Raw genomic sequence first — 21,783 nt, forward strand, 5'->3', positions numbered from 1 at the left:
GTTGTCGTTCCCGTGGTGTGGATCGTCGGGACGGGGCGTCGTGCTACCCGGCACCTCGGGAGTCGACCTCAGGAGGTGGTGAAGACGACGTCCACCCAGTAGTTGTTGCCGCCGTAGTAGTTGGTCGGGAACCCGGCGCCCTGCCGGAACCTGCCGTTGGCGTACGGGCCGGCGGCGGTCCACAGTGGCGGGGAGAGGACGCGGGGTCGGCGGTCGAAGTAGCCGTGGTCCACCGCGTGGTGGCCGCTCGGGGTGGTGTAGGAGGCCACGTAGACCCGGTTGGCCTCGATCGGCACCGGGGTGGCGAAGGTCAGCTCCTGCCAGCCGGTGGCGGTCTCGTCGGTGAACGTGCCGGTGGCGAGGAGGGCGCCGTCCGCCGACCACAGCGAGCCGGTGTGCGTGCCGGTGTTGCCCTCGCCCTTGTAGAACCGCACGCCGGTGACCGCGCCGGTCACGGCGGAGCCGAAGCGGACGCCCAGCTCCAGCGGCCCCTGGTCGGCGCTCGCCGGGAACGCGGGGACCGTCGCGGCGCTGAACAGCGAGCACGGGCAGTCGGCGGTGGGCGCGGTGGTGAACGACCAGGTCTCGGCGCGGGCGAGGGCGTTGCCGCGCACGTCGGCGACCAGGGCGGAGGCGGTGTGGCGGGCGCCGGGCGTGAGCGGGCCGTCCGGCGTCCAGGTGACGGTCCTGCCGTCGGCGGACACCGCGGCGGTGCCGTGCAGCTCGGCCCCGCCCTCGTCCGTCAGGACGATCCTCGGCGACGCGGGGTCGATCGCCTCGTCGAAGCCGAGGGTGAGGACGCCGTCCAGGGGCACGTCGGTCGCCTCCGGGGCGGGGGTGCGCGCGTCGAGCACGGGGCGGGTGTAGTCGCCGTCGGCGCCGTGGCGGTAGAGGACGTCGACCCAGTAGTTCGACGCGTGGAAGCCGCTGTCGGGCATGCCGCCGCCGTAGCGGAACAGGCCGTTGGGCGTGGCGGTGGTGTCGGGGACGGCCCAGACCTGGTCGTGGCCGACGGTCCGGCCGTAGTTGCCGAAGAACGTCCCGTCGATCGCGTAGCGGCCGTGCGGCGCGAAGTAGGAGACGACGTAGGGCCGGTTCGCCTCCACGACGACGGGCGTGGCGAAGACCAGGGTCTGCCACCCGGTGGTCGTCTCGTCCGTGAACGTGCCGGTCGCGAGGCGCTGACCGGTGGCCGACCAGAACGAGCCGGTGTGCGTGCCGGTGTTGCCCGGCCCCTTGTAGAACCGCACGCCGAGCACCTCGCCCCGGCCGGTGAAGTAGACCTTCGCGCCCAGCTCCACGGCGTCGCGGTCGTCGGTGCTCGGGCGGCTCGGGACCGCGAAGTCGTCCCAGATGGAGCACGGGCAGTCGTCGGCGCGCGGGCTGCCGGTGGTGAACCGCCAGGTCGCCGCGGTGCCGTCGGCGTGCACGGAGGCGGTGTAGGTGGTGCCCGGGTCGAGGGGCGCGGCGGGGGTGAACCGCGCGGTCAGGCCGCTCGCGGGGGTGGTCGTGCCCTCGACCGCGCCGGCCGGGCCGGTGAGCGTGAAGCGGACGTCGGGGTCGGCGATGGTGCGGGCGAAGGTGGCGGTCACGGTCGGGGTCAGCCCCACGCTGCCCGCGCCGGCGGCCGGTTCCGTGCTCAGCAGAGCGGCCTGCGCGGACGGCCCACTCGCGGCCGATTCGTCCACTGTGGACCCGGCGGGGTTCGGCACGCGGGTGGCCTCGGCGGACGCGGCCGGGACGACGGGCAGCGCCGGCGCCAGGGCGGCGACGGCGAGCACGAGCAGTCGTCTCAGCGGCCTGCCGGCGGCGCGGTGGGCTCTGCCTGGTAACGGCATGGTTGTCGCCTTCCGTGCGGAGCGGGCACCCCGATCACACGTCGGGCATCGGCGCACCCGGACGCGCCGTTACCGCGCCCCGCGGGCCGCTGGGCCACTCCGCCCACCGGCGGTCCCGCGAGGGCTCCGGATACCGCCGATGCGCCCACTCCCCCGCCACTCCCCGCACCCGCGCGCGGCGGGCATTCGGACGCGCGGCGCTCCGCGCGGGGGATTCCCGGCACGTCCCGGCCCCGCGCGGCGCAGTCCGCGGTGACGGCGACAGCGCCTTCGGCTTCGCGCCGGCGCACGCGCCGAGGGACACGGCGGCGAGGGCGGGACGATCGGGTCCACCGATCCGACCGCCCGGTGCGAGGAGGTTTCACCTTCGCCCCCGGCCCGCGCACCGCGACGGTGTTCAGGACGTGCACCCCCATGCGGTGCCACCGCCACTCCGCGACCGGTGCGGCTCAGCGGGTCCGGTAGCGCGCGTAGATCAGCCCGCTGTCGAAGGCGCGCTCCTCGACCAGGTCGAGGTCGAGGCGCACGCCGTCGGGGAAGAACCGCTTGCCACCGCCGACCACGCTCGTGGTGATGAACAGGTGGTACTCGTCCACCAGGCCGGCGGCGATCGCCTGGGCCGCGAGGGTCGGACCGTCCACGGTGAGGTCGGCCTCCGCCTCGGCCTTGAGCCCGCGCACCGCGTCCGGGTCGAAGGTCCGCTCGATCCTGGTCTTCGCACTGGACACCGACTCCAGCGTCGTGGAGTACACGACCTTCTCCGCGGCCTGCCAGTCGCGGGCGTACTGGAGGATGTGCGGCGGCTGGTCGGGCTCGGTGTGCGCGGTCTCCCAGTAGACCATCGTCTCGTACATCCGCCGGCCGTAGAGGTACGTGCCGACGGGCCGGAAGAGGTCGTTGACGAAGGTGTGCACCTCCGGGTCCTCGGCCCCGGTGCCGAGGCCGCCCTCCGTCGCCTCGGCGTAGCCGTCGAGCGAGGTGATCATCGAGTAGACGAGCTTCGCCATGGGTCTCCTTCGGGTACGGGCGCGCCAGTCTGCCGGCGATTCCGCGACCGTGCCCCGCACGACCCGGAACCCGTCGGCCGACCGGCTGCCGCTCCGCGACCGCGGCGACCCGCCGGACCCGTCAGCCCGTCCGTCCACAATGGAGAGCGTGGAGCACGGCGTGGTAGGCGGGCTTGGGGTCGCCCGCGCCGTCGAACAGCAGCGGGGTGCCGCTCGCGCGCCACGAGTCGGTGTCGCGGATGCCCCACACCGTGATGCCGGCGCACCGGGGCACCGCCAGGCACGCCTGCGCCACCCGCCGGAAGTTCTGCGCCTGGGTCGCGCCGGAGCCCTCCACGTCCAGCTCGGTCAGCTGCACGTCCACGCCGAGGGCGGCGAAGTCGCGCAGCGTGGCCTCGAAGTCCGCCGGCACCGGGTTGCCGCCGGCGAAGTGCGATTGGACGCCGACGCAGTCGATCGGCACGCCGCGGGCCTTGAAGTCCCGGACCATGCGCAGGACGGCCTGTGTCTTGGCGTGCGCCCGGTCCTCGACGTTGTAGTCGTTGTAGCAGAGCGTCGCGCCCGGGTCGGCGGCGCGGGCGGCGCGGAACGCGGCTTCGATCCAGTCGTCGCCGGTGCGCTGGAAGTTCGAGTCGCGGCGGCGGCCGGTCGTGCCGTCGGCGAACGCCTCGTTCACCACGTCCCACGAGTGGATCCTGCCCCGGTAGTGGGCCACGACCTGCGTGACGTGGTCGAGCATCGCCGCGCGCAGCGCCGTGCCGCCCAGGTTGTTCAGCCAGCCCGGCTGGCCGGAGTGCCACAACAGGGTGTGCCCGCGCACCCGCTTGCCGCGCTGGAGGGCGTGGTCGACGATCCGGTCGGCGGCGGTGAAGACGAACCGGCCCTGCTGCGGCTGGGTGGCGTCGAGCTTCATCTCGTTCTCGGGGGTGACCACGTCGAACTCGCGGTCGAGGATGCCCGCGTACACCGGGTCGGCGAGCTTGCCCGCCGTGACCGCCGTGCCGAAGTACCGCCCGGTGCGCTGGGCCGCCTCGGCCAGGGTGGGGCTCGCGGAGGCGGCGGCCGGGACCGGGACGAGGGAGGCGGCGACGAGGGCCGCGAGGAGGAGCGCGCGCACTGGACGGTCCTTTCCGGCAGTGGGGCCACGATCGTGACCCCGCCGCCGCCGATCGGGCAATGCTTGTCGCAAGCTTGCGAAACCGGGAGGACCGGAGCCGGTGACCGCGGACATCCTCGCCACTTCTTCCGGTCTTCACCACCCGTTGCCGGCCAATCCACGGGAACAATCGCTTTCGACACCGCTTTCACGAGTCCGGCATGATCCTGTTCCACTTCTCGGATTCGCCGCCGACACCCTCGGAAAGCTGGGATTCTGAGTCATCTGACGCAGTGCCCGCTCCGGCGCGCTCGCATACTGCGAATGGCCGGGAGAGCGGTGGTGGCCTTCTCCCGCACGGGGGGTCGAGAGAGGAAGAGCCCTTGCCTTTCCACCCGGAAGCAACGCACCACTCCATAGTCTCGGTGGACATCGCGGGCTCCAGCGCCGAGGGCAGGCACGTGGGGCACCGGTTGCACGCCGTCCAGTCCCTCCGCGGCATCGTGGAACACGCCCTCAAGGAGGCGGACGTCGAAGCGGGGCACTGCGATTTCCGGGACCGCGGTGACGGCTACCAGATCCTGGTCGACGGCACGGTCCCCAAGGCCCGCCTGGTGCGCCGGTTCGTCAGCGAACTCGTGGACGGGCTGCTGGAGCACAACGAGAGGTCCAACGAGCAGAGCAGCCTGCGGCTCAGGGTGGCGCTGCACTACGGGGAGGTGACCCCGGCGGAGACCACCGAGGTGTCCAAGGCCATGGAGCACGCCACGCGCATCCAGGACGCCCGGCACGTCAGGGACCGACTCCGGCAGTCGGGCGCGGTGCTCGCGCTCGTGGTCTCCGAGGATTTCCACAAGAACATCATCGACGAGGTCGCGGCGGTGCGGGAGCGGTACGATTTCGCCCCTTTCGAGGAGGAATTCCGGGGCACCCCCTTGAAAGCCCGGCTGTGCCTGTTCGGCGGCAAGGCGCCCCTGGCCCCCGACCCCTCCGCTGCGAACGCGCGGGAGACCGGCCCCGCGCGCCCCGGCGTCCCCCGCGACCCGTCGGACCCGGTGTTCGACGTGCTCCGGTCGGTCATCGTGCTCGGCGCGCCGGGCGCGACCGCGCGCCAGGAGCGCACCACCTCGCTCGTCCTGTTCGGCCCGCCGGGATCGGGCAGGTCGCGGACCGAGCGGTGGCTGTGCGAGGACCTGGCGGAGCGGGGCCAGTGGTGGGTGCTGCTCGGCGCGGACCGGGACCGCGGCAGCAGACCGGTGGCCGACCTGCTGCTGGAGGCGGCGGTCGGGCTGGTCGGGCAGGACGGGCCCTGGGACTTCTCCCGGCTGCTGGGCCACCTCGTCGCGAGGTCGGTCCGGCGCGCGGGCGGCGGCGTCGACGGCGACCCGCTGCCGCTGCCGCGGTCCGGGGACGACCTGGAGGGCGCGCTGGGCGGGCTGGTGCGCGCGGCGGGCCTCGGCGACGACGCGCGGCCGCAGGTCCGCCGCATGACCACCCGGCTGCTCCGGCCCCGCTGGACCCGCCCGCGCGGCGGCCACGACTGGCACCGCCGGATCGTCGCGCTCCGCGAGTTCGCCGACCTGTCCGCACGCGCGGACCGGGAGTCCGGGGAGCGCGCCGACCGCGTGCTGATGACGGCCTTCCTGGAGGACCTGGCGGCGGTCGAACCCCGCGGGCGGCGGGTGGACCCGGTGGTCGTGATCAGCAGCGACATCGACGCCGAGCCCCTGCTCCGCGCCTGGGGCGGGGCGCTCACCGCCGGAACGCGGGCCAGGGCGACCTTCGTCGCGGTGGGGGACCGCGCGCTCGTGGAGAAGCTGGGGCTGCCGCAGGAGCAGGCGATCCCGGCCGGCCGCGAGGACGTGGAGCGGTTGAGCCGGGGCGCCACCGCGTTCCGCGGTCCGCACACGCCGCTGCCGCTGTCCGGTCTCACCGCGGCCCAGTTGGAGGCCATGGTCGTCGAGGCCGGGGTGCCGGAGCGGCACCGGGAGCGCCTGGTGTCCTCCGTGCTCCGGCTGAGCGCGGGCCACGCCGAGGCGGCTGCCCAACTGGTGCGCGCCGCGTGCCTGCTCCCCCCGGCCGAGTGGGCGCCCCGGCTCCTGCTGGGTGTCCGGGCCCACGACGGGTCGGGTCCGCTGCGCGACCACCTGCTGGACCGGCTGCTGGCGGGGCGGACCGTCGGCCTGGACGACGCCGTGACCCGCTCGGCGGCGAGGAACCAGGCCGAGGCCGCCCTGCTGATGACGGGCGCGCGGCAGGCGCGGTTGAAGGGGTCGGCGCTCGCGACCGAGTGGGCGTGCACGGGGCCGGGTGGCGTCCCGGTCATGCACCCGCTGCTGCGGCTGCTGCTGGTCGAGCGGCTGGCCGAGCGGCCGGCGGACGCGCCGGACTCGTGGGAGGCGGTCTTCACCCGGCTCGCCGGGTTCGCGAAGCGGCGCGGTGACGAGGAGGGCGAACTGCACCACCGGTTCGCCGCGGGCGACGTCGACGGCGTGCTGGGCAGGTTGGAGGAGCTGCTCACCTCCGGCGGGGGCCGGCGCTGGCTGGACGTCGTGGAGGTCGTCGCGTCCTGCCCGGCCCGCCCGGGGACGCGCCCGCCCAGGACCTTCCGCTCCCCCGTCGAAGCCGTGCTGCGGTCGTGGCACGCCACCGGCGACGTCCACCTGATCGACGAGTGGGCCGACCACCACATCACGACCGCCGCGCACCTCAGGCAGGTGGCGGGGCTGGCGCGCAGCGGCCAGGTGGAGTTCCTCCACGCGGCCGACTGGCACGAGGAGCAGGGGCGCCGCCAACCGCGCCACCGGGGTTCGCCCCACCAGGACAGGGAGGAACAGCAGTGACCCGAGTGGACATCCCCGACGCGCGCCCCAGGTGGAGCAGGCGACGGGTCGTCGCGCTGTGCTCGGTGGTGGCCGTCCTGGCGGCGGTGATCACGGCGGTGGCGTGGGCGGTGCGCGAACCGGTCTGCGACGACCAGGAGGGTCTGGTGCTGGTCGACGACCAGTGCATCGGGGTCGCCGACCCGACCCGGGCGTTCGACTTCGACCGCCCCGCGCTCCGCGACGTCATGGAGCGCATCCGGAAGCAGAACGAGATCGCGGCCCGGGACCCCGAGCACGTCAGCATCGCCGTCCTGCTCACCCTGACACCGCCGGGCGCGCACGCCATCGAACCGGTGGAGCAGGTGGAGCACCAGTTGAAGGGCGCCGTGCGCGCGCAGGCCTTCTACAACGTGGACGACTCGCCCAAGGTGGTGCTCCTGCCCGCCAACGCGGGCGAGGGGTTCACGCACTGGGAGCCCGCGGTGGGCGAACTGCTCCGCAGGCGCGGGGCCCCCGACCGGCTGGTCGCCGTCACCGGCTTCGGGCAGAGCCTCGCCCCGGCGCAGGCCGCGCTCGAAGTGCTGTCCGAGAACCAGGTCCCCCTGGTCGCCTCGACCATGACCTCCGACGCGCTGCGCGAGGTCGACGGGCTGCTCCGCCCGGCGCCGAGCAACTCCCGGCAGGCCGGCGTGGCCGCGCTGAAGGCCAAGGAGATCCTGGACGCCGACGCCGCGCGGGCGGTCCCCGGCCCCGGGGGCGGGAAGCCGGGCGTCGTGATGATCACCGACAAGAACGAGGACGACGGCTACTCGGTGAACCTCGCCGCGGAGTTCAGGGAGCAGGTCGGGGCGCTGGGCATCGAGGTGCTCAAGACCATGTCCTACGACAGCAGGCTGAAGGACATCAGGGTCACGTTCCGGGGGGACCAGGCCAACATCTGCTACGCGAGCACGCGGGTCTTCTACTTCGCCGGGCGGGGCACGCACCTCAGCGCGCTGGTCGAGGCGCTGGGCGACAAGCCCTGCGAGAAGGGCAGGGAACTGGTGATCCTGACCGGGGACGACAGCCCCAGCGACGAGCAGGCGGCCGAGGACAAGTTCCGCGCGGGACTGGCCGGCGGCATCAGGATCGTGCAGACCGACCTGTCGCCCCCCGACCTGCGGGAGGGCTACGCGGTGCTGGCGGGCAAGGGGGACGGGGACCGGATGAGCCCGAAGGCCATCGAGGACTTCACCGGTGACGAGTTGCCGGACTACGCGCTGGACGAGGCGGCACGGCGCGACGACGGCACCGTCCTGTCCTACGACGCCGTGCTCACCGCGCTCGCCCTCGTCACGAAAGCCGTGGACCCCGATCAGCGGAAACCGCTGGACCACCGGGAAGTGCTCAAGGTGATCTACACCCTCAGCGACGCGAACGCCGTGCCGGGCGCCAGCGGGCGGCTCTCCTACACCAGCGAGGGCGACGCCGAGGACAAGGTGGTGCCGCTGGTCGAGCGGACGGCGTCGGGCGTGGTGCTGGTGGACGTGCGCTGACGGCGGCCCCGCCCGGTCGGGACACCGGGGTCGGGGACACCGGGCCAGGGGGCACCGGAGGGGCGGTGACGACCTCGCCGGCGGGGTCGTGGTCCGGTCCGGTCGTGCCGGCCACGACGACCGTCGCCTTCCGCCACGGCTGTTCGCGGAGCATGAACGGCAGTTCCTCGGCCACCACCCGCCCGCCGGCGTCTCGAAAGGGGTGCCGCCCCTCGTGGCACAATGCCCGCCTCCCCCGGACCGGTCGTGTCCGGGCAGCCAGGTCGTGCGAAGGGGTCGGAACACCGTGACCGACAGCAGCGAGGACGTTCGGGTGGACGGCGCGGGCGCGCCGACGATGCAGGACGCGCTGCTGGCGCTCCAGCGCTACTGGACGGAGCGGGGCTGCCTGGTGGTCCAGCCGTTCAACACAGAGGTCGGCGCGGGCACCGCGAACCCCGCGACCATGCTGCGCGTACTCGGTCCCGAACCGTGGCGCGTCGGGTACGTCGAGCCCAGCGTTCGGCCCGACGACGCGCGGTACGGCGAGAACCCGAACCGGCTCCAGACGCACACCCAGTTCCAGGTGATCCTCAAGCCGGACCCGGGCGACCCGCAGGAGCTGTACCTGGGCAGCCTGGAGGCGCTGGGCGTGGACGTCCGCGCGCACGACATCCGGTTCGTGGAGGACAACTGGGCCTCGCCCGCGCTCGGCGCGTGGGGCCTGGGCTGGGAGGTGTGGCTCGACGGTCTGGAGATCACCCAGTTCACCTATTTCCAGCAGGCCGGCGGCCTCGTGCTCGACCCGGTGTCGGTGGAGATCACCTACGGCATCGAGCGCATCGTGATGGCGTTGCAGGGCGTCGCGCACTTCAAGGACATCGTCTACTCCGACGGCGTCTCCTACGGCGAGGTCTTCGGCCAGGCCGAGTACGAGATGAGCCGCTACTACCTCGACGACGCCGACGTCGAGGCGAACAAGCGGATGTTCGACGAGTACGCCGCCGAGGCGGGCAGGCTGCTGGACGCGCGCCTGCCGGTGCCCGCGTACGTGCAGGTGCTCAAGTGCAGCCACACGTTCAACGTGCTCGACGCGCGCGGCGCGATCAGCACCACCGAGCGGGCCAAGGCGTTCGGGCAGATGCGCACGCTGACCAGGCGCGCCGCCCAGCTGTGGGCCGAGCGCCGCGAGGAGCTGGGGCACCCGCTGGGCGTCGTCCCGGCACTGCCGCCGGCCGCCGCGCCGACGCCGCTGCCGACCGCGTCCGCGCCGGCCGCGCTGCTGTTCGAGATCGGCGTGGAGGAGATGCCGCACCTCGACGTGACCGCGACCGCGCTGTGGGTGCGGGAGGCGCTGACCGCGAAGCTCGCCGCCACCCGCCTGGGCCACGGCGAGGTCCGGGGCCACGCGACGCCGCGCCGGATCGTCGCGCTGGTCGACGACGTGCAGCCGGCCGAGCCGGACGCCGAGCGCACCGTGCGCGGTCCGCGCGCCTCGGCCGCGTTCGACGCCGACGGCAACCCCACCAAGGCGGGGCTGGGCTTCGCGCGCGGGCAGGGCGCGGACGTCGCCGACCTGGTGCGGGTGGACGTGGACGGGGTCGAGCACGTCGCCGTCGTGCGCACCGAGGTGGGCCGCGACGCGGTGGTCGTGCTCGGGGAGGTGCTGGCGCAGCTGGTGGCCGAGCTGCGGTCGGACAAGAACATGCGCTGGCGCGACCCCGGCCTGTCGTTCAGCCGCCCGGTGCGGTGGCTGCTGGCGAAGCTGGGCGAGGTCGACGTGCCGGTGGCGGTGTCGTCGCTGCTCGGCGGCGGCACGACCCGCGTGCGCCGCACGGCGGCCACGCCCGAGGTGGCGGTGCCGTCGGCCGAGGGGTACCTGGAGTTCCTGGCCGGGCACGGGATCGTCGCCGACGCGGCCGAGCGGCGTCGGCGGATCGTCGAGGACGCCACCGGCCTGGCGGCGTCGGTCGGCGGGGTCGTGGACTTCGACGGGGTGCTCGACGAGGTCACCAACCTGGTCGAGGAGCCGCGCGCGATCCTCGGGTCCTTCGAGGAGCGCTACCTGGAGCTGCCCGCGCAGATCCTGACCACGGTGATGCGCAAGCACCAGCGCTACCTGCCGGTCCGGGCGGCCGACGGGTCGCTGCTGCCGCACTTCGTGGCCGTCGCCAACGGCGAGGTCGACGAGGAGCTGGTGCGCGCGGGCAACGAGGGCGTGCTGCGGGCGCGCTACGAGGACGCCGCGTTCTTCTGGCGCGCCGACCTCCAGGTCAGCCCCGAGCGGCACCGGACCGGGCTGGTCAAGCTGACGTTCGAGGAGCGGCTAGGCTCGATGGCCGACCGGGCGGACCGCATCGCGCACGTCGCGGGCGCGCTCGGCGACCTGGCCGGGCTGGGGTCGGCGGACCGCTCCACCGTGGCGCGGGCCGGTGAGCTGGCCAAGTTCGACCTGGCGTCGCAGATGGTCGTGGAGCTGTCCTCGCTGGCGGGCACGATGGCGCGCGAGTACGCGGCGCGGGCCGGGGAGACGCCGGCCGTGGCGCGGGCGCTGGCGGAGATGGAGCAGCCGCGCAGCGCGGGTGACGCCGTGCCGGAGAGCGCGCCCGGCGCCGTGCTGGCGCTGGCCGACCGGTTCGACCTGCTGGCCGGGCTGTTCGCGGTCGGCGCGAACCCGACCGGCAGCTCCGACCCGTTCGGCCTGCGCCGGGCGGCGGGCGGGGTGGTGACCATCCTGCGCGCGACGCCGGAGCTGTCCGCCGTCACCCTCACCGCCGGCCTGTCGGCCGCCGCGGACCGCATCACCGCCCAGGGCGTCGAGGTCGGGGACGGCGCGTTGACCGACGCGCACGAGTTCGTCGTCCGCCGGTACGAGCAGCAGCTGCTGGACGCGGGTCACGAGCACCGCCTGGTGCAGGCCGTCCTGCCGCTGGCCGACACCCCGGCGGCGGCCGACGCGACGTTGGCCGAGCTGGAGAAGCGCGTCGGCGACGAGGACTTCGCCGCGCTGACCGCCGTGCTCCAGCGGGCGCGCCGCATCGTGCCGCCGGGCACCCCCGCCGAGTACGACCCGGCCGCCCTGGTCGAACCGGTGGAGGTGGCGCTGCACGAGGCGGTCGTGGCAGTCGGCTCCCGGTCGTCCGGTCGGGGGCGCGACCTGGCGGGGTTCACCACCGTGGCCGCGCCGCTGGTCACCCCGGTGAACGACTTCTTCGACGGCGTGATGGTGATGGCGGACGACCCGTCCGTCCGCGCCGCCCGGCTGGGCCTGCTGGCCACCGTGACGGCGCTGGCGGAGGGCGTCGTGGACTGGAAGGCGCTGTAGGGCGGCGGTCCCCGGCCCGTCCTCGGGGCGGGCCGGTCACCCGCGGGTGGCGTTCTCCGGTGAGCGGAACGCCACCTCCGGGTACCGGGGCGACGGCGCGTCCGGCAGGGAACCGGCCCTGCCCCGCAGGTGCCGGTCGACGAGCGCCCGGACGTCGGCGCGGGTGATCGCGCCGGCGCGCTCGCCGGGCAGGGTGGCCCCGAAGTCCGGGCCGAGCCGGTCGGCCGGCAGTCCGCGGCCGGCAGTGCGGCCGCCACGGGTGCGACCATGGACGCCTCCCTCGTCGGGTGCGGCCACGCCAGGCGCGCTCCCGGGGCCGGGACGTCGTCCCGCCGGTGCATCCCCGGTGCCGCGCCATCCTCCCGGTGTGGTCGGCGGGGGGTGGTTCGACCGGCCGGTGCCGGCCGCACATCGGTGCTTCCACCCGTTCCGGTCGCCACCGCCGGCAGCGGTGGCGACGGCTGCGCCACGCTTCGGTCACCGCCGCCCCCCACCGGACCTACGGAGAAGCCATGCGATTGCGCAGTGCGTTCCTCGGTGCCCTCCTCCTCGCCGGCGCGGTGAGCGGGACCGCGTCCGCGTCCCCGCCGTCCGCCCGGGGCGGGTCGGGCCCCTACCCCGCCGGCTACGAGACGACCATCAGGCTGGTCGACCACACCGTCTACCGCCCGAACACGCTGCCCGCGGGGGTGAAGCTGCCCGTCGTCGTGTGGGGCAACGGCGCGTGCCGCGCGGACGGCACGTGGTTCGAGAACATCCTCACCGAGTGGGCCTCGCACGGGTTCCTGGTCATCGCGAACGGTCGGCCGAACGGCTCCGGCTCGACCGACTCCGGGATGCTCACCGACTCCATCGACTGGGCGATCGCGGAGAACTCCCGCCCGGGCAGCAAGTACCGCGGCCGGATCGACACCACGAGGATCGCCGCCATGGGCCAGTCCTGCGGCGGCATCGAAACCTACGAGATCGCCGACGACCCGCGCCTGACCACCGTGGTGCTGTGGAACAGCGGGTTGCTCAGCGACAGCCAGAACTCCCTGCTGCGGCGCCTGCGCACGCCGATCGCGTACTTCATCGGCGGCCCGAGCGACATCGCCTACGAGAACGCCATGGACGACTGGCGGCGCCTGCCCGCCGGGCTGCCCGCCTTCATGGGCAACCTCGACGTCGGTCACTTCGGCACGTTCGACCAGCCCGACGGCGGCGAGTTCGGCCGCGTCGGCGGGCACTGGCTGAAGTGGCAGCTCAAGGGCGACCAGGCGAGCGGCGCGCAGTTCACCGGGTCGCCGTGCGGCCTGTGCGCCACCGAGTGGGTCGTGCAGCGCAAGAACCTCTGAGCGGGAGCGGCCCGGCTCGGACGGGGGACGTCCGAGCCGGGCACGATCCACTCCCCCGCGCTCACTCTCCGGCGCTCACTCCCCGGCGCTCACTTCTCCGCCTCGGCAGGAGCGGGCACGCGGGTCGCCGCGTCGAGCCGGCTATGCTGCGCCCACCGGACCACGAACGGCGTGACCAGGCCCAGGCCCAGCAGCAGCGCGCCGAGCGCCAACCAGCCGGGCAACCCCTGGTCCAGGCACAGCGCGGCCAGCAGGGCCGGCCCCACCGCGTTCGCCGCGCCCGCGCCGAGCCCGAAGATCCCGGCGTACTGGCCCTGGGCGTGCGGCAGCGCCAACCCGAAGGCCAGCTCGAACGACGCGGCGGCGTGCCACAACTCGCCGAAGGTGTACACGACGACGCCGAGCAGCAGCACGAACGCGGCCGTCCACGTCGGCAGCAGCGCGGTGAGGCCGATGAGCGCCGACGCGAGCAGCAGCGCGCCGCCCGCCCACCGCATCCGCTGCCCCGCCGAGCGCGGGTCGACCACGCCCCGGCTGAGGCGGACCTGGAACCCCACGATCAGCACCCCGTTGACCAGGATGACGGCCGTGATCGCCCAGCGCGGCACGGACGTGCTGTCCACGATCCACAGCGGCAGCGCGAAGCTCGGGATCGCAAGGTGCACGGACATCGCGCCGTTGATCAGCGTGATGGCCAGGTACGGGCGGTCGGTGAGCGCCACCCACCGCCGGTGGGCCTCCTGCACCGGCAGCGGCACCACGTGCGCGAGCCTGGTCAGCACCGCGCCGGCGACCAGGAACGTGACCGCGCTGGCCAGGATCATGGTCACGTACACCGGCCCCGTGTCCAGTTGGATGCCGATGGTGGCGATCAGGATGCCCAGCATGACGCCCACGTTGGACACCGCGCGCTGGTAGGACAGGAACCACGTGGTGCGGTCCCCGGCCACCGCCCGGATCAGCGGCGCCCGGCTCGCCGAGCCCGCCGCGCCGACGAGCGCGGTGAGCAGCGACACCAGGGCCAGCGCCCAGAACGACCGCACGAACACGAAACCGGCGGTGGCCGCCGCGCCGCACAGCATCGTGATGATGTGCACCTCGCGGGGACCGCGGCGGTCGGCCACGTGCCCGACCAGCGGGCCGGCGGCCAACCCGAGCGCCGCGCCGGCGGTGAGGCCGAACCCGACCTCGACCGCCGACATGCCGATGACGCGGGTCAGGTACAGGGTGCTGCTGCCGAGCAGCATCCCGCCACCGACGGTGACCGCGAAGACCGACCCCAGCAGCGAGCGCTGCGGCCCCGGCGGGGGCAGGATGCGGACGAGCGCCCGGTGGGCGCGGACGAGCGGGCCCCCGGCCGGCCGGTCGTGCGCACCGGTCGGCTCGGGGGTCGGCTCGGGGGTGCCGGGGGCGCGCGCCGGGTCCACGCCCTCCTGGTCGCTCATTCGCCGTCGTAGAGCCAGTCGCGGTACTCCCGCTCCGGCGTCCTGGTGCGCTGGAGCGCCCAGCGCTCCCCGCTGGTGAGCCACGGCTCGGCGACCACGAGGCGTTCGGCGAACCAGTCGCGCAGCTCCTTGACGCGCGACTGGAACCGCTCGACGTCGTCGGTGACGAGCAGCAGCGCGCCGAGCATGTCGGCGGAGGCGGAGAACTTGTCCGCCAGGGTGTGGCCCGGTGGCACGTACATCTGCGCGAACGACACGTCCGGCTGGGCGATCAGCTCGTCGGCGGTCGGGTAGGAGATGACCGTGCCGGGCGGGCCGAACAGACCGGCGCAGCCCACCACGTTCGGGTTGACCTTGACCTCGATCTCCGGCTCACGGCCGATGGCGCACAGCAGAGCGGCCTCGCCGAGGTCGACGTTGAACTTCGCCAGCACCTGCTCCTGCGTCAGCGCACCGCCGCGGCGGGCGGCGCACTCGCTGAACACGATCCGCCCGGTGCCCTTCTCGCGGAACATCTCCATGTGGAACACGCCGTCCTGCAACCCCAGCGCGGTGATCGCGGCGCGCACGACCGGGTCGGCGGCCTCGTACGCCTCCGGCTCCTGCACGGGGTCGAGCCGCCGCAGCGAGATGGGCTCCTGGCCGGTGATGGCGTCCAGGCACGGCTGGGTGTAGGCCCCGAGGCCGAAGAACAGCACCTTCCCGCCGAAGGCCACGCCCTCGGCCATCCACTCGTCGCCCTCGACGTACTCCTCCAGCAGGAACGTCCGGCTGGTCTCCTTGGCCAGGCGGGCGGCGCGACTGGCCGCCTCCAGGTCCGCGCGGCCGGTGACCACGCTGGTCGACGTGGTGCCGCCGCCGGCGATCGGCTTGAGCACCGCGCGCTCGAACTCCAGCGGCACGTCCTGGACGTTGAAGAGGTCCTCGACGACCACGGTGCGGGTGACCGGCACGCCGGCCTCCTTCAACCGAGCCTTCTGCAGCGACTTGTCGCGGAAGTGCAGCGCGGTGCCCGGGTCGATCGTCCGGATGCCCAGCGCGCGCCCGAGGACCGCCGCGGTCGTCACGGCGTACTCCCACGTGGTCTGCACGGCGAGGAACTCGCGGTCGGCGAGACCGGCGCGGTGCAGGGCCGCCAGGCAGTCCTCCACGTTGGTGACCTCGTCGACGCGGATCACCGTGCCGCCCGGCGGCACCTGCACGCGGCCGGAGTCGTACGCCCCCGAATTGCACAGCAGGACCGGTTCGACGTCGTGGCGCCGGCACGCGCGCAACACGTAAGGGTCGGCACCGATCAACAGAACAGATGGCCTGCTCAAAGCCCCTCCAGAGTCCCCAGTTTTCTTCGCTCCGCGCGAAGCGACGCAACAGTAGCCCATTGCCGGCTGATCGAGATGTTCTTTTCGCATCACCAACCCGAATGGCCCCATTCACGGAATAAATGATCTCGCGGAAGCCGTGGTGGGCGATCCGGGACGCGCCGCATTCCACGTCGCCCCAGGTCGGCACGATGGCGTTCGACGAGCACCGCGCGATCCGAGGAAGAATCCACCGAAAATCGACCATCCGAGCAAAATCTTCCCCCGACCTGCCGGAGCCGGGGCGACACTTTGGAAGCATTTCCAGTATTCGCGGAGCCCGGTCGGCACGTGCACCCACGCGGTGCACGTGCAGATTCACGAGCACCGCGGGGGTCGCGGGCGACGGACCGCGTGAAATCGGTGTGCGGTGCGCCGGGCGCGGTTCGGCCGGGCGCGGTTCCGCGGCCGGCACCACCCTCCCGGACGGCCGCGAGGCCCGCGACGGCGCGCCGTCGTCGCTCCCGGCCACCACGTCGCCGGACCCCGCCGACCGGCCACCCGCCACGGGGCCGGGCCGGCGGCCCCCCTGTCGTCGCGGCCACTGGGCCGTCCGCGCACGTCGTCCGACTTGCGCTACTCGATGTGGGGAATTCAGGTTCCTTCCTTACTCCGTTGTGCCACCATTGGTCCGTTCGCGCGGTACGAGGGGTCCGCCGAACCCGACTCAGCGCAGTCATCCGAGTCGTTCGCAGTACCGGACAAGATCATCAGGGGAGGAAGATCTTTTTGTCTACGACAACCGAGACCGAATACGTGGGGGAAGACGTCCCGACGGACGTGATCGACACCGAGGACGTGCTGGACCAGCAGGAACAGCAGGACGGGGACAAGAACGAGCCGGCGACGCCGGACTGCGTGGGCGGCGGCTGCGTCGACACGAAGCCCAAGTCCTGACCCGTCACAGGTGATTGCGCCCGCCGACCAGGCAACTGGTCGGCGGGCGGCTTTCCGTACCGTCCTGTGATGTGATGGAGAAGTGCCTGTCACCGCTTTTCCGGCCGAAGCAGGGATCATCAACGAAGCTCGCGAGCTGCACCGCAGCGGGGTCGAAGCCTCGTGCTCCGGACGGCATCGCGAAGCGGTGAGGTTGCTGAGGCGCGGGCAGCACCTCACGAACGGACTGGACCCTGCCGACCCGGACACCCGGTCCGAGTGGCTCGCGACGCGCATCCGCCTGTCCACGACGTTCGCCGCGGTGATGGCGGAGACCTACGGTCCCGCCGCGGGCTTGGACGGGCTGGCCGAGGTGCGGCAGCTGGTCGAGGACGTGACAGACCCGCTGCTGCAGGTGGAGCTGCGCGGGAGCATCGAGCACAACCGCGGCCTGCTGATGCTGAACGCCGGATTGATCCAGGACGCCACCGCCGCCTTCGACTCGGCGTTGCAGCACAAGGAGCACCGCCTCGCCGCCGGCGAGTCCGCGCCCCTGGTCGAAACGCTCGTGAAGACGCTGTGGAGCAGGGGCACCGCGCACACCAGGCTCGGCGCGATCGGCCAGGCCAGGCAGGACCTGACCAGGGCCGTCACCCTGGCGACCGAGCACGGGCTGCTCGCCAGGGCCGCCGACGCGAGCCACGCGCTGGGCGTGCTGGACCTGAGGGTGGGTGACGTCCCGGCTGCCCTGCGGCGCTACGAGGAGAGCGAGCGCGCCTACCGCGGGCAGGGACCCGACCTGCCTGCCCTGCTGGGCCTGGACCGTGCGCACGCGCTGATGGCGGCGGGGTTGGCCGACGAGGCGGGCAACCAGCTCGACGGCGTGCTGGAGGTGCTGCGCGCCGAGCACGGCACTCCCCGGTACCTGGCCAACGTCGAGCTGTACCGGGCATCGGCGGCCTACATGACCGGGGACCTCGACCTCGCCCGACGCATGGCGTCCGCGGCCCGGCAGCGGATGCGCCGGTGGGGCTGCGCGACCTGCGTCGCCAACGCGGTGCTGCTCGGCCTGCGGGTGGGCACCGCGGTGGCGCTGCGCGCCGGTCGCGCGCCCCGCGCGCTGGTCGGGCGCATCCTGGCGTTCGCCGACGGGCTGCCGGTGCCCCGGCTGGCGGACCAGGCTGCGCTCGCGCGGATGCTGGCGGTGCGGCTGGAGGTCCGGCGCGGTGACCTGGACGCGGCGCGGGACGTCCTCGACCGCGTCCCCCGGCCGGGCCGGCTCACGCCGGTCGACCACCGGATGCTGCGCCGCCTGTGCCGCGCCGAGCTGGCCGTGGCCCTGGGCGACCGCGCGGGCGCGCTCGCCGAGATCCGGGCGGGGTTGACCGACCTCGGGCACGTCCGCGACCGGATGGGCGGCCTGGAGCTGCTGTCCGGCACGGCGCTGCTCGGCCAGGACCTCGCCGAGCTGGCCGTCACCCTGGTCCTGGAGGGTGGCGACGCCCGGAGGCTGTTCTCCTGGCTGGAACGGACCCGGGCGCAGACGTACCGCTACGAGCAGCTGCCCCGCGTCGACGACCCGGAGCAGGCCGAGCGGATCGCCGAGGTCCGCAGCCTCGCGCAGTCGATCCACCAGGCGGAGCACGACGGCCACCCGACGACCGCGCTGCGCGCCCGGCACGCCGAGCGCCTCCGCGAGGCCAACCGGCTGGGCTGGCACGCCGGTCGGTGGGGCAGACCGCGCCCGGTCGTCGGGGCGCCCGAGGTGATGGCGAGGCTGGGCGGCCGGGCACTGGTCAGCTACGCGTCGTCCGGCGACGCGCTGGTCGCGGTCGTCGTGGCGGGCTCCGCCGTCAGGCTGGTCCGGCTCGGGTCGGCCGAGCGTGCGTCGGCGAGCGCCCGGATGCTCAACGCGGACCTCAACGCCCTCGCGCCCGACCACCTGCCGGAGGCGTTGGCGCACGTCATGGCGCTGTCGGCGCGCAGGCAGGCGGAACGGCTGGACGCGCAGCTGGTCCGGCCGCTGGCGGGGCTGGTCGGCGACCGGGACCTGGTCGTCGTGCCGACCGGCGCGCTCTACGCGGTCCCGTGGGGCGTGCTGCCGTCGCTGCGCGCGCGCCCCGCCGTGGTCGCCCCGTCGGCCACCGCGTGGCTGGCCGCGGACCGGGCCGGGACCGGGACGGACGGCCGGATCGTGCTGGTGCGCGGCCCCGGTCTGCCCGCGGCGGTCGGCGAGATCGATCGGCTGGGCGCGCACCACGGCACCGCGGCGCTGATGTCCGGGGAACCGGCGACGGCCGCGGCGGTGCTGGCCGCCCTCGACGGCGCGGAGGTCGCGCACCTGGCCGCGCACGGCGTGCACGAGCCGGAGAACGCCCTGTTCTCCCGGCTCCACCTCAGCGACGGACCGCTCTACGCGCACGAGCTGGCCGGTCTGTCCCGACCGCCCCGGCAGGTGGTGCTGGCCGCGTGCGAACTGGCCCTCAACCGCATCCGCCCCGGTGACGAGCCGCTGGGGTTCGCCAGCGCGTTGCTGGCCGGTGGTTCGCGGACGGTGGTCGCGCCGCTGAGCAGGGTCGGCGACCGGGCGTGCGCCGCCGCGATGGACGACTACCACCGGAGCTTGGCCACCGGTGCGCCACCGGCCGTGGCGCTGGCCGAGGCGATCGCGGTGGACCCGCTGCGCCGGCCGTTCGTCTGCCTGGGCACCGGTTGATCAGGGCGTGAGCGGGTCGGGCAGCGCGCCCTGGGCGGGCCACTCCCCCTCGACCAGGCGGCGCAGCGAGTGGTCCGGCGGCAGCTCGTCGGCCGCCCGGTCCGGTGGCGCCACGACGAGGTGCCTGATCGTGCAGGCCGGCACGTGCATCCGCACGCGTTCGGGCGCGTGCGGGACGTGGAAGAGGTCTGGGTGGGTGCGCTCCAGCAGGCGCAGCGCGGCGGGGTGGGTGTCGTCGACGGCGAGGGCGTCGGGGTCGTCCACCGGTCGGGCCCACCGGGCCGGTTCGCCCAGCGGGCCGACCGCGTCCGCCACGAGCCCGGGTCGACGTGCGGGAGGTTCCGGACGTGCCCGGCCAGCCGCACGGCCCGTTCGGCGGGCAGCGGCACGATGTCCGCGCCGACCAGGCCCGCGACACCACCGGCCAGGTCCCGGCGCGCCGGCAGCGGCCCGACCAGCCCGGCCGGGGGCGTCCACGCGTGCAGCGCGCGCAGGGCCTCGCCGAGCCGGGCGACCGCGGCGCGGCGGTGGGTCGCGGACAGCGCAGGCCACCGCCGGTCGAGGGTGTCGCCCGGCAGCCGGCGGGTCAGCGAGTGCGCCAGCGCGACGCCGTCGAGCGAGGTCCGCCCGTGCGCGAGCACCGGGGGGTGCGGCACGGTGTCCGGCAGGGCGGCCAGGACCACCGCCTCGCGACCCAGGCGGTCCACGTCACCGCGCCAGGACACCCGCAGCACGGCGTCGTCCAGCAGCCAGGCGTCGTCGGAGTGGCTTTCGAGCAGCCGCGGCGACGCCGGGTCCAGGCCCGCCGCCTCGCACACGCGCGCCAGCCGCGCCTCGCGTCCGGGAACACCCCGCGGCAGTACCAGGTCGGGCGTGCGCGGGCACCTCACTTTCCGGCGGGGAACACGGCCGCCACGTCGTCCAGGCGCGTCACGACCAGCACGCCGACGGCGGCCACGAGCAGTCCCACGAGCACGGCGCCGGGCTCCGGCGGTGGTGGGGTGTCGGCGACCGGGGCGAGCGTGCCGGTGCAGGCCAGGAGCAGGTTGCGCGCCACGTGCACCCGGCCGAGCGGCGTCGCCGAGGCCCCGAAGCAGCGGCACGGCGCCCGGTGCCCCCGGTGCAGCGCCCACGCGATCCCCGCGGCGAACACCAGCAGGAGGGCCGCCGCGAGCACGAACCCGGCGGGCACGGTCGCGGGCACCGCGAGCAGCACCAGGACGGCGGCCTCGGTGGCGACGACGGCGACGGCCAGCACCCGCGAGGTGCGCCGGGACGTCCGCGACAGCACGGCGACCGAGTCCGCGAACGCGCCCGGGTCGCGCGCCTTGCCGACCAGCGCGACCAGGAAGACGCCGAACAGCAGCGCCCGGCAGACGAATCCGACCACGTCGCCCCCGTTCCGATCCGTGTCCCGCTCGTCGCGGAACGGTAGCGGCACGGCGTGGGACGATGCCGGGCCGTCGGCACGAGGAGTCGGGACTGCTGGATTCCCGAGTGTTCCGCCGGCCCGGTTGACACTGGTCCGGACCACCCAGCACGCTGATGGAAGCGCTCTCACGCTCGTCGCCGCACCCGTGGTTCCGATCCGGAGGGACACAGCGCATGCGAGGCACACGACCGCTGCTCATCCTCGCCCTGGCCGTGCTGACCGTCGCCGGCGTGCTCACCGCGCCGGCCTCGGCCATCACGGCGAAGAAGGGCGTCAGCGCCAACAACCACCCCGGCGTCAGCGCCGCGCTCGCCGACGTGCGGGCCGGCTGGTACTACACCTGGGCGTCCGACACGCAGGGCATCACCACGCCCGCCGGCGTCGAGTTCGTGCCGATGATCTGGGGCGCGCGCTCGGTCACCGACACCGAGCTGAACCGGGCGCGGGCGCTGGGCACCACGCTGCTCGGCTTCAACGAGCCCGACATGGCGGGCCAGGCGGACATGTCGGTGGAGCAGGCACTCGACCTGTGGCCCCGGCTCCAGGCCACGGGCATGCGCCTGGGCGCGCCGGCCGTCGCGTTCGGCGGCGACCGACCGGGCGGGTGGCTCGACCGGTTCATGAGCGGCGCGGCGGCACGCGGCCTGCGCGTCGACTTCATCCCCCTGCACTGGTACGGCAGCGACTTCTCGTCCGCCGCCGTAGGGCACCTCCAGGGCTACCTGCGCGCGGTCCACGACCGGTACCGCAAGCCGATCTGGCTCACCGAGTACGGCCTGATCGACTTCACCGGCCCGCACCCGGTGTACCCGGACCAGGCCCGGCAGGCGGACTTCGCGCGCCGCTCCGCCGCCATGCTCCAGGGCGAGCCCCACGTCGAGCGGTACGCGTGGTTCTCGCTGTCGACGCGCACCAGCCCGACCGGCCTCTACGACGGCGTCACGCCCAACGCCACCGGTGTCGCCTACCGCTCGGCCGCCTGATCCCCGATCCCCTGCCGCCGCCGCGTGTTCC

General features: G+C 74.2%; 15 protein-coding genes. 7 read left to right on the plus strand and 8 right to left on the minus strand.

The window, feature by feature from the left end; genetic code table 11:
• Positions 1-68 precede the first annotated feature (68 nt).
• The 3 genes from CKY47_RS06570 to CKY47_RS06580 all read right to left on the minus strand — a co-directional run bounded on the left by CKY47_RS06570 (position 69) and on the right by CKY47_RS06580 (position 3,962).
• On the minus strand, positions 69-1,838 hold the full coding sequence (locus tag CKY47_RS06570) for a DUF4082 domain-containing protein (protein ID WP_306744750.1): 1,770 nt from the start codon (positions 1,836-1,838) through the stop codon (positions 69-71).
• 449 nt (positions 1,839-2,287) lie between these two features.
• Positions 2,288-2,845: a dihydrofolate reductase family protein gene (locus CKY47_RS06575; protein WP_306744751.1), complete on the minus strand. Its 558-nt coding sequence runs from the start codon at positions 2,843-2,845 to the stop codon at positions 2,288-2,290.
• A 121-nt stretch (positions 2,846-2,966) separates the two neighbouring features.
• Positions 2,967-3,962: a glycoside hydrolase family 10 protein gene (locus tag CKY47_RS06580; RefSeq protein WP_306744752.1), complete on the minus strand. Its 996-nt coding sequence runs from the start codon at positions 3,960-3,962 to the stop codon at positions 2,967-2,969.
• A 404-nt stretch (positions 3,963-4,366) separates the two neighbouring features.
• Here CKY47_RS06580 and CKY47_RS06585 point away from each other — a divergent pair, with 404 nt between their 5' ends.
• The 3 genes from CKY47_RS06585 (at position 4,367) to CKY47_RS06595 (ending at position 11,605) form a co-directional block, all read left to right on the plus strand.
• Positions 4,367-6,784 (plus strand): hypothetical protein, encoded by a 2,418-nt coding sequence (locus tag CKY47_RS06585; RefSeq protein WP_306744753.1) that lies wholly within the window; start codon positions 4,367-4,369, stop codon positions 6,782-6,784.
• A complete protein-coding gene (locus tag CKY47_RS06590) occupies positions 6,781-8,301 on the plus strand; it encodes a type 1 periplasmic-binding domain-containing protein (protein ID WP_306744754.1) in 1,521 nt (506 codons plus the stop codon). The genes CKY47_RS06585 and CKY47_RS06590 overlap by 4 nt, the downstream gene beginning before the upstream one ends.
• A gap of 286 nt (positions 8,302-8,587) precedes the next feature.
• Entirely contained in the window at positions 8,588-11,605 is a 3,018-nt protein-coding gene (locus CKY47_RS06595; RefSeq protein WP_371320621.1) for a glycine--tRNA ligase, read from the plus strand.
• Between the two features lie 36 nt (positions 11,606-11,641).
• Here the strand turns inward: CKY47_RS06595 and CKY47_RS06600 are convergent, their stop codons facing one another.
• Positions 11,642-11,902, minus strand: a complete 261-nt coding sequence (locus tag CKY47_RS06600; protein WP_306744755.1) for a hypothetical protein — start codon at positions 11,900-11,902, stop codon at positions 11,642-11,644.
• Positions 11,903-12,117: 215 nt separating this feature from the next.
• Between CKY47_RS06600 and CKY47_RS06605 the strand changes: the two genes are divergently transcribed.
• Entirely contained in the window at positions 12,118-12,942 is an 825-nt protein-coding gene (locus CKY47_RS06605; protein WP_306744756.1) for a poly(ethylene terephthalate) hydrolase family protein, read from the plus strand.
• A gap of 89 nt (positions 12,943-13,031) precedes the next feature.
• On the opposite strand, the gene CKY47_RS06610 is transcribed toward CKY47_RS06605, so the two are convergent.
• A complete protein-coding gene (locus CKY47_RS06610; protein ID WP_306744757.1) occupies positions 13,032-14,387 on the minus strand; it encodes an MFS transporter in 1,356 nt (451 codons plus the stop codon).
• Entirely contained in the window at positions 14,384-15,661 is a 1,278-nt protein-coding gene (locus CKY47_RS06615) for an ATP-grasp domain-containing protein (RefSeq protein ID WP_306744758.1), read from the minus strand. Before CKY47_RS06615 ends, CKY47_RS06610 begins: the two co-directional genes overlap by 4 nt.
• Positions 15,662-16,474: 813 nt before the next feature.
• Here CKY47_RS06615 and CKY47_RS06620 point away from each other — a divergent pair.
• Together CKY47_RS06620 and CKY47_RS06625 are read left to right on the plus strand one after the other, a co-directional pair.
• Positions 16,475-16,642, plus strand: a complete 168-nt coding sequence (locus CKY47_RS06620) for a hypothetical protein (protein WP_306744759.1) — start codon at positions 16,475-16,477, stop codon at positions 16,640-16,642.
• A gap of 82 nt (positions 16,643-16,724) precedes the next feature.
• Positions 16,725-19,337, plus strand: coding sequence for a CHAT domain-containing protein (locus tag CKY47_RS06625; RefSeq protein WP_371320622.1), 2,613 nt, complete (start codon positions 16,725-16,727; stop codon positions 19,335-19,337).
• Here CKY47_RS06625 and CKY47_RS06630 read toward each other — a convergent pair whose 3' ends face one another.
• Both CKY47_RS06630 and CKY47_RS06635 read right to left on the minus strand, forming a co-directional pair.
• Positions 19,338-19,652: a hypothetical protein gene (locus CKY47_RS06630; RefSeq protein ID WP_306744761.1), complete on the minus strand. Its 315-nt coding sequence runs from the start codon at positions 19,650-19,652 to the stop codon at positions 19,338-19,340.
• 571 nt (positions 19,653-20,223) lie between these two features.
• A complete protein-coding gene (locus CKY47_RS06635) occupies positions 20,224-20,778 on the minus strand; it encodes a MauE/DoxX family redox-associated membrane protein (RefSeq protein WP_306744762.1) in 555 nt (184 codons plus the stop codon).
• A 164-nt stretch (positions 20,779-20,942) separates the two neighbouring features.
• On the opposite strand from CKY47_RS06635, the gene CKY47_RS06640 reads away from it, so the two are divergent.
• Complete coding sequence (locus CKY47_RS06640) at positions 20,943-21,752, plus strand: glycoside hydrolase family protein (RefSeq protein WP_306744763.1); 810 nt, start codon at positions 20,943-20,945, stop codon at positions 21,750-21,752.
• Positions 21,753-21,783 lie beyond the last annotated feature (31 nt).

The sequence above is a fragment of the Saccharothrix longispora genome (assembly GCF_030852425.1).
In the GTDB taxonomy this organism is placed as follows: Bacteria; Actinomycetota; Actinomycetes; order Mycobacteriales; family Pseudonocardiaceae; genus Actinosynnema; species Actinosynnema longispora.

Coding starts and splice junctions, on each gene's coding strand:
- CKY47_RS06605 (WP_306744756.1), top strand. CDS start 12,118: ATGCGATTGCGCAGTGCGTTCCTCGGTGCCCTCCTCCTCGCCGGCGCG.
- CKY47_RS06640 (WP_306744763.1), top strand. CDS start 20,943: ATGCGAGGCACACGACCGCTGCTCATCCTCGCCCTGGCCGTGCTGACC.
- CKY47_RS06570 (WP_306744750.1), bottom strand. CDS start 1,838: ATGCCGTTACCAGGCAGAGCCCACCGCGCCGCCGGCAGGCCGCTGAGA.
- CKY47_RS06610 (WP_306744757.1), bottom strand. CDS start 14,387: ATGAGCGACCAGGAGGGCGTGGACCCGGCGCGCGCCCCCGGCACCCCC.
- CKY47_RS06575 (WP_306744751.1), bottom strand. CDS start 2,845: ATGGCGAAGCTCGTCTACTCGATGATCACCTCGCTCGACGGCTACGCC.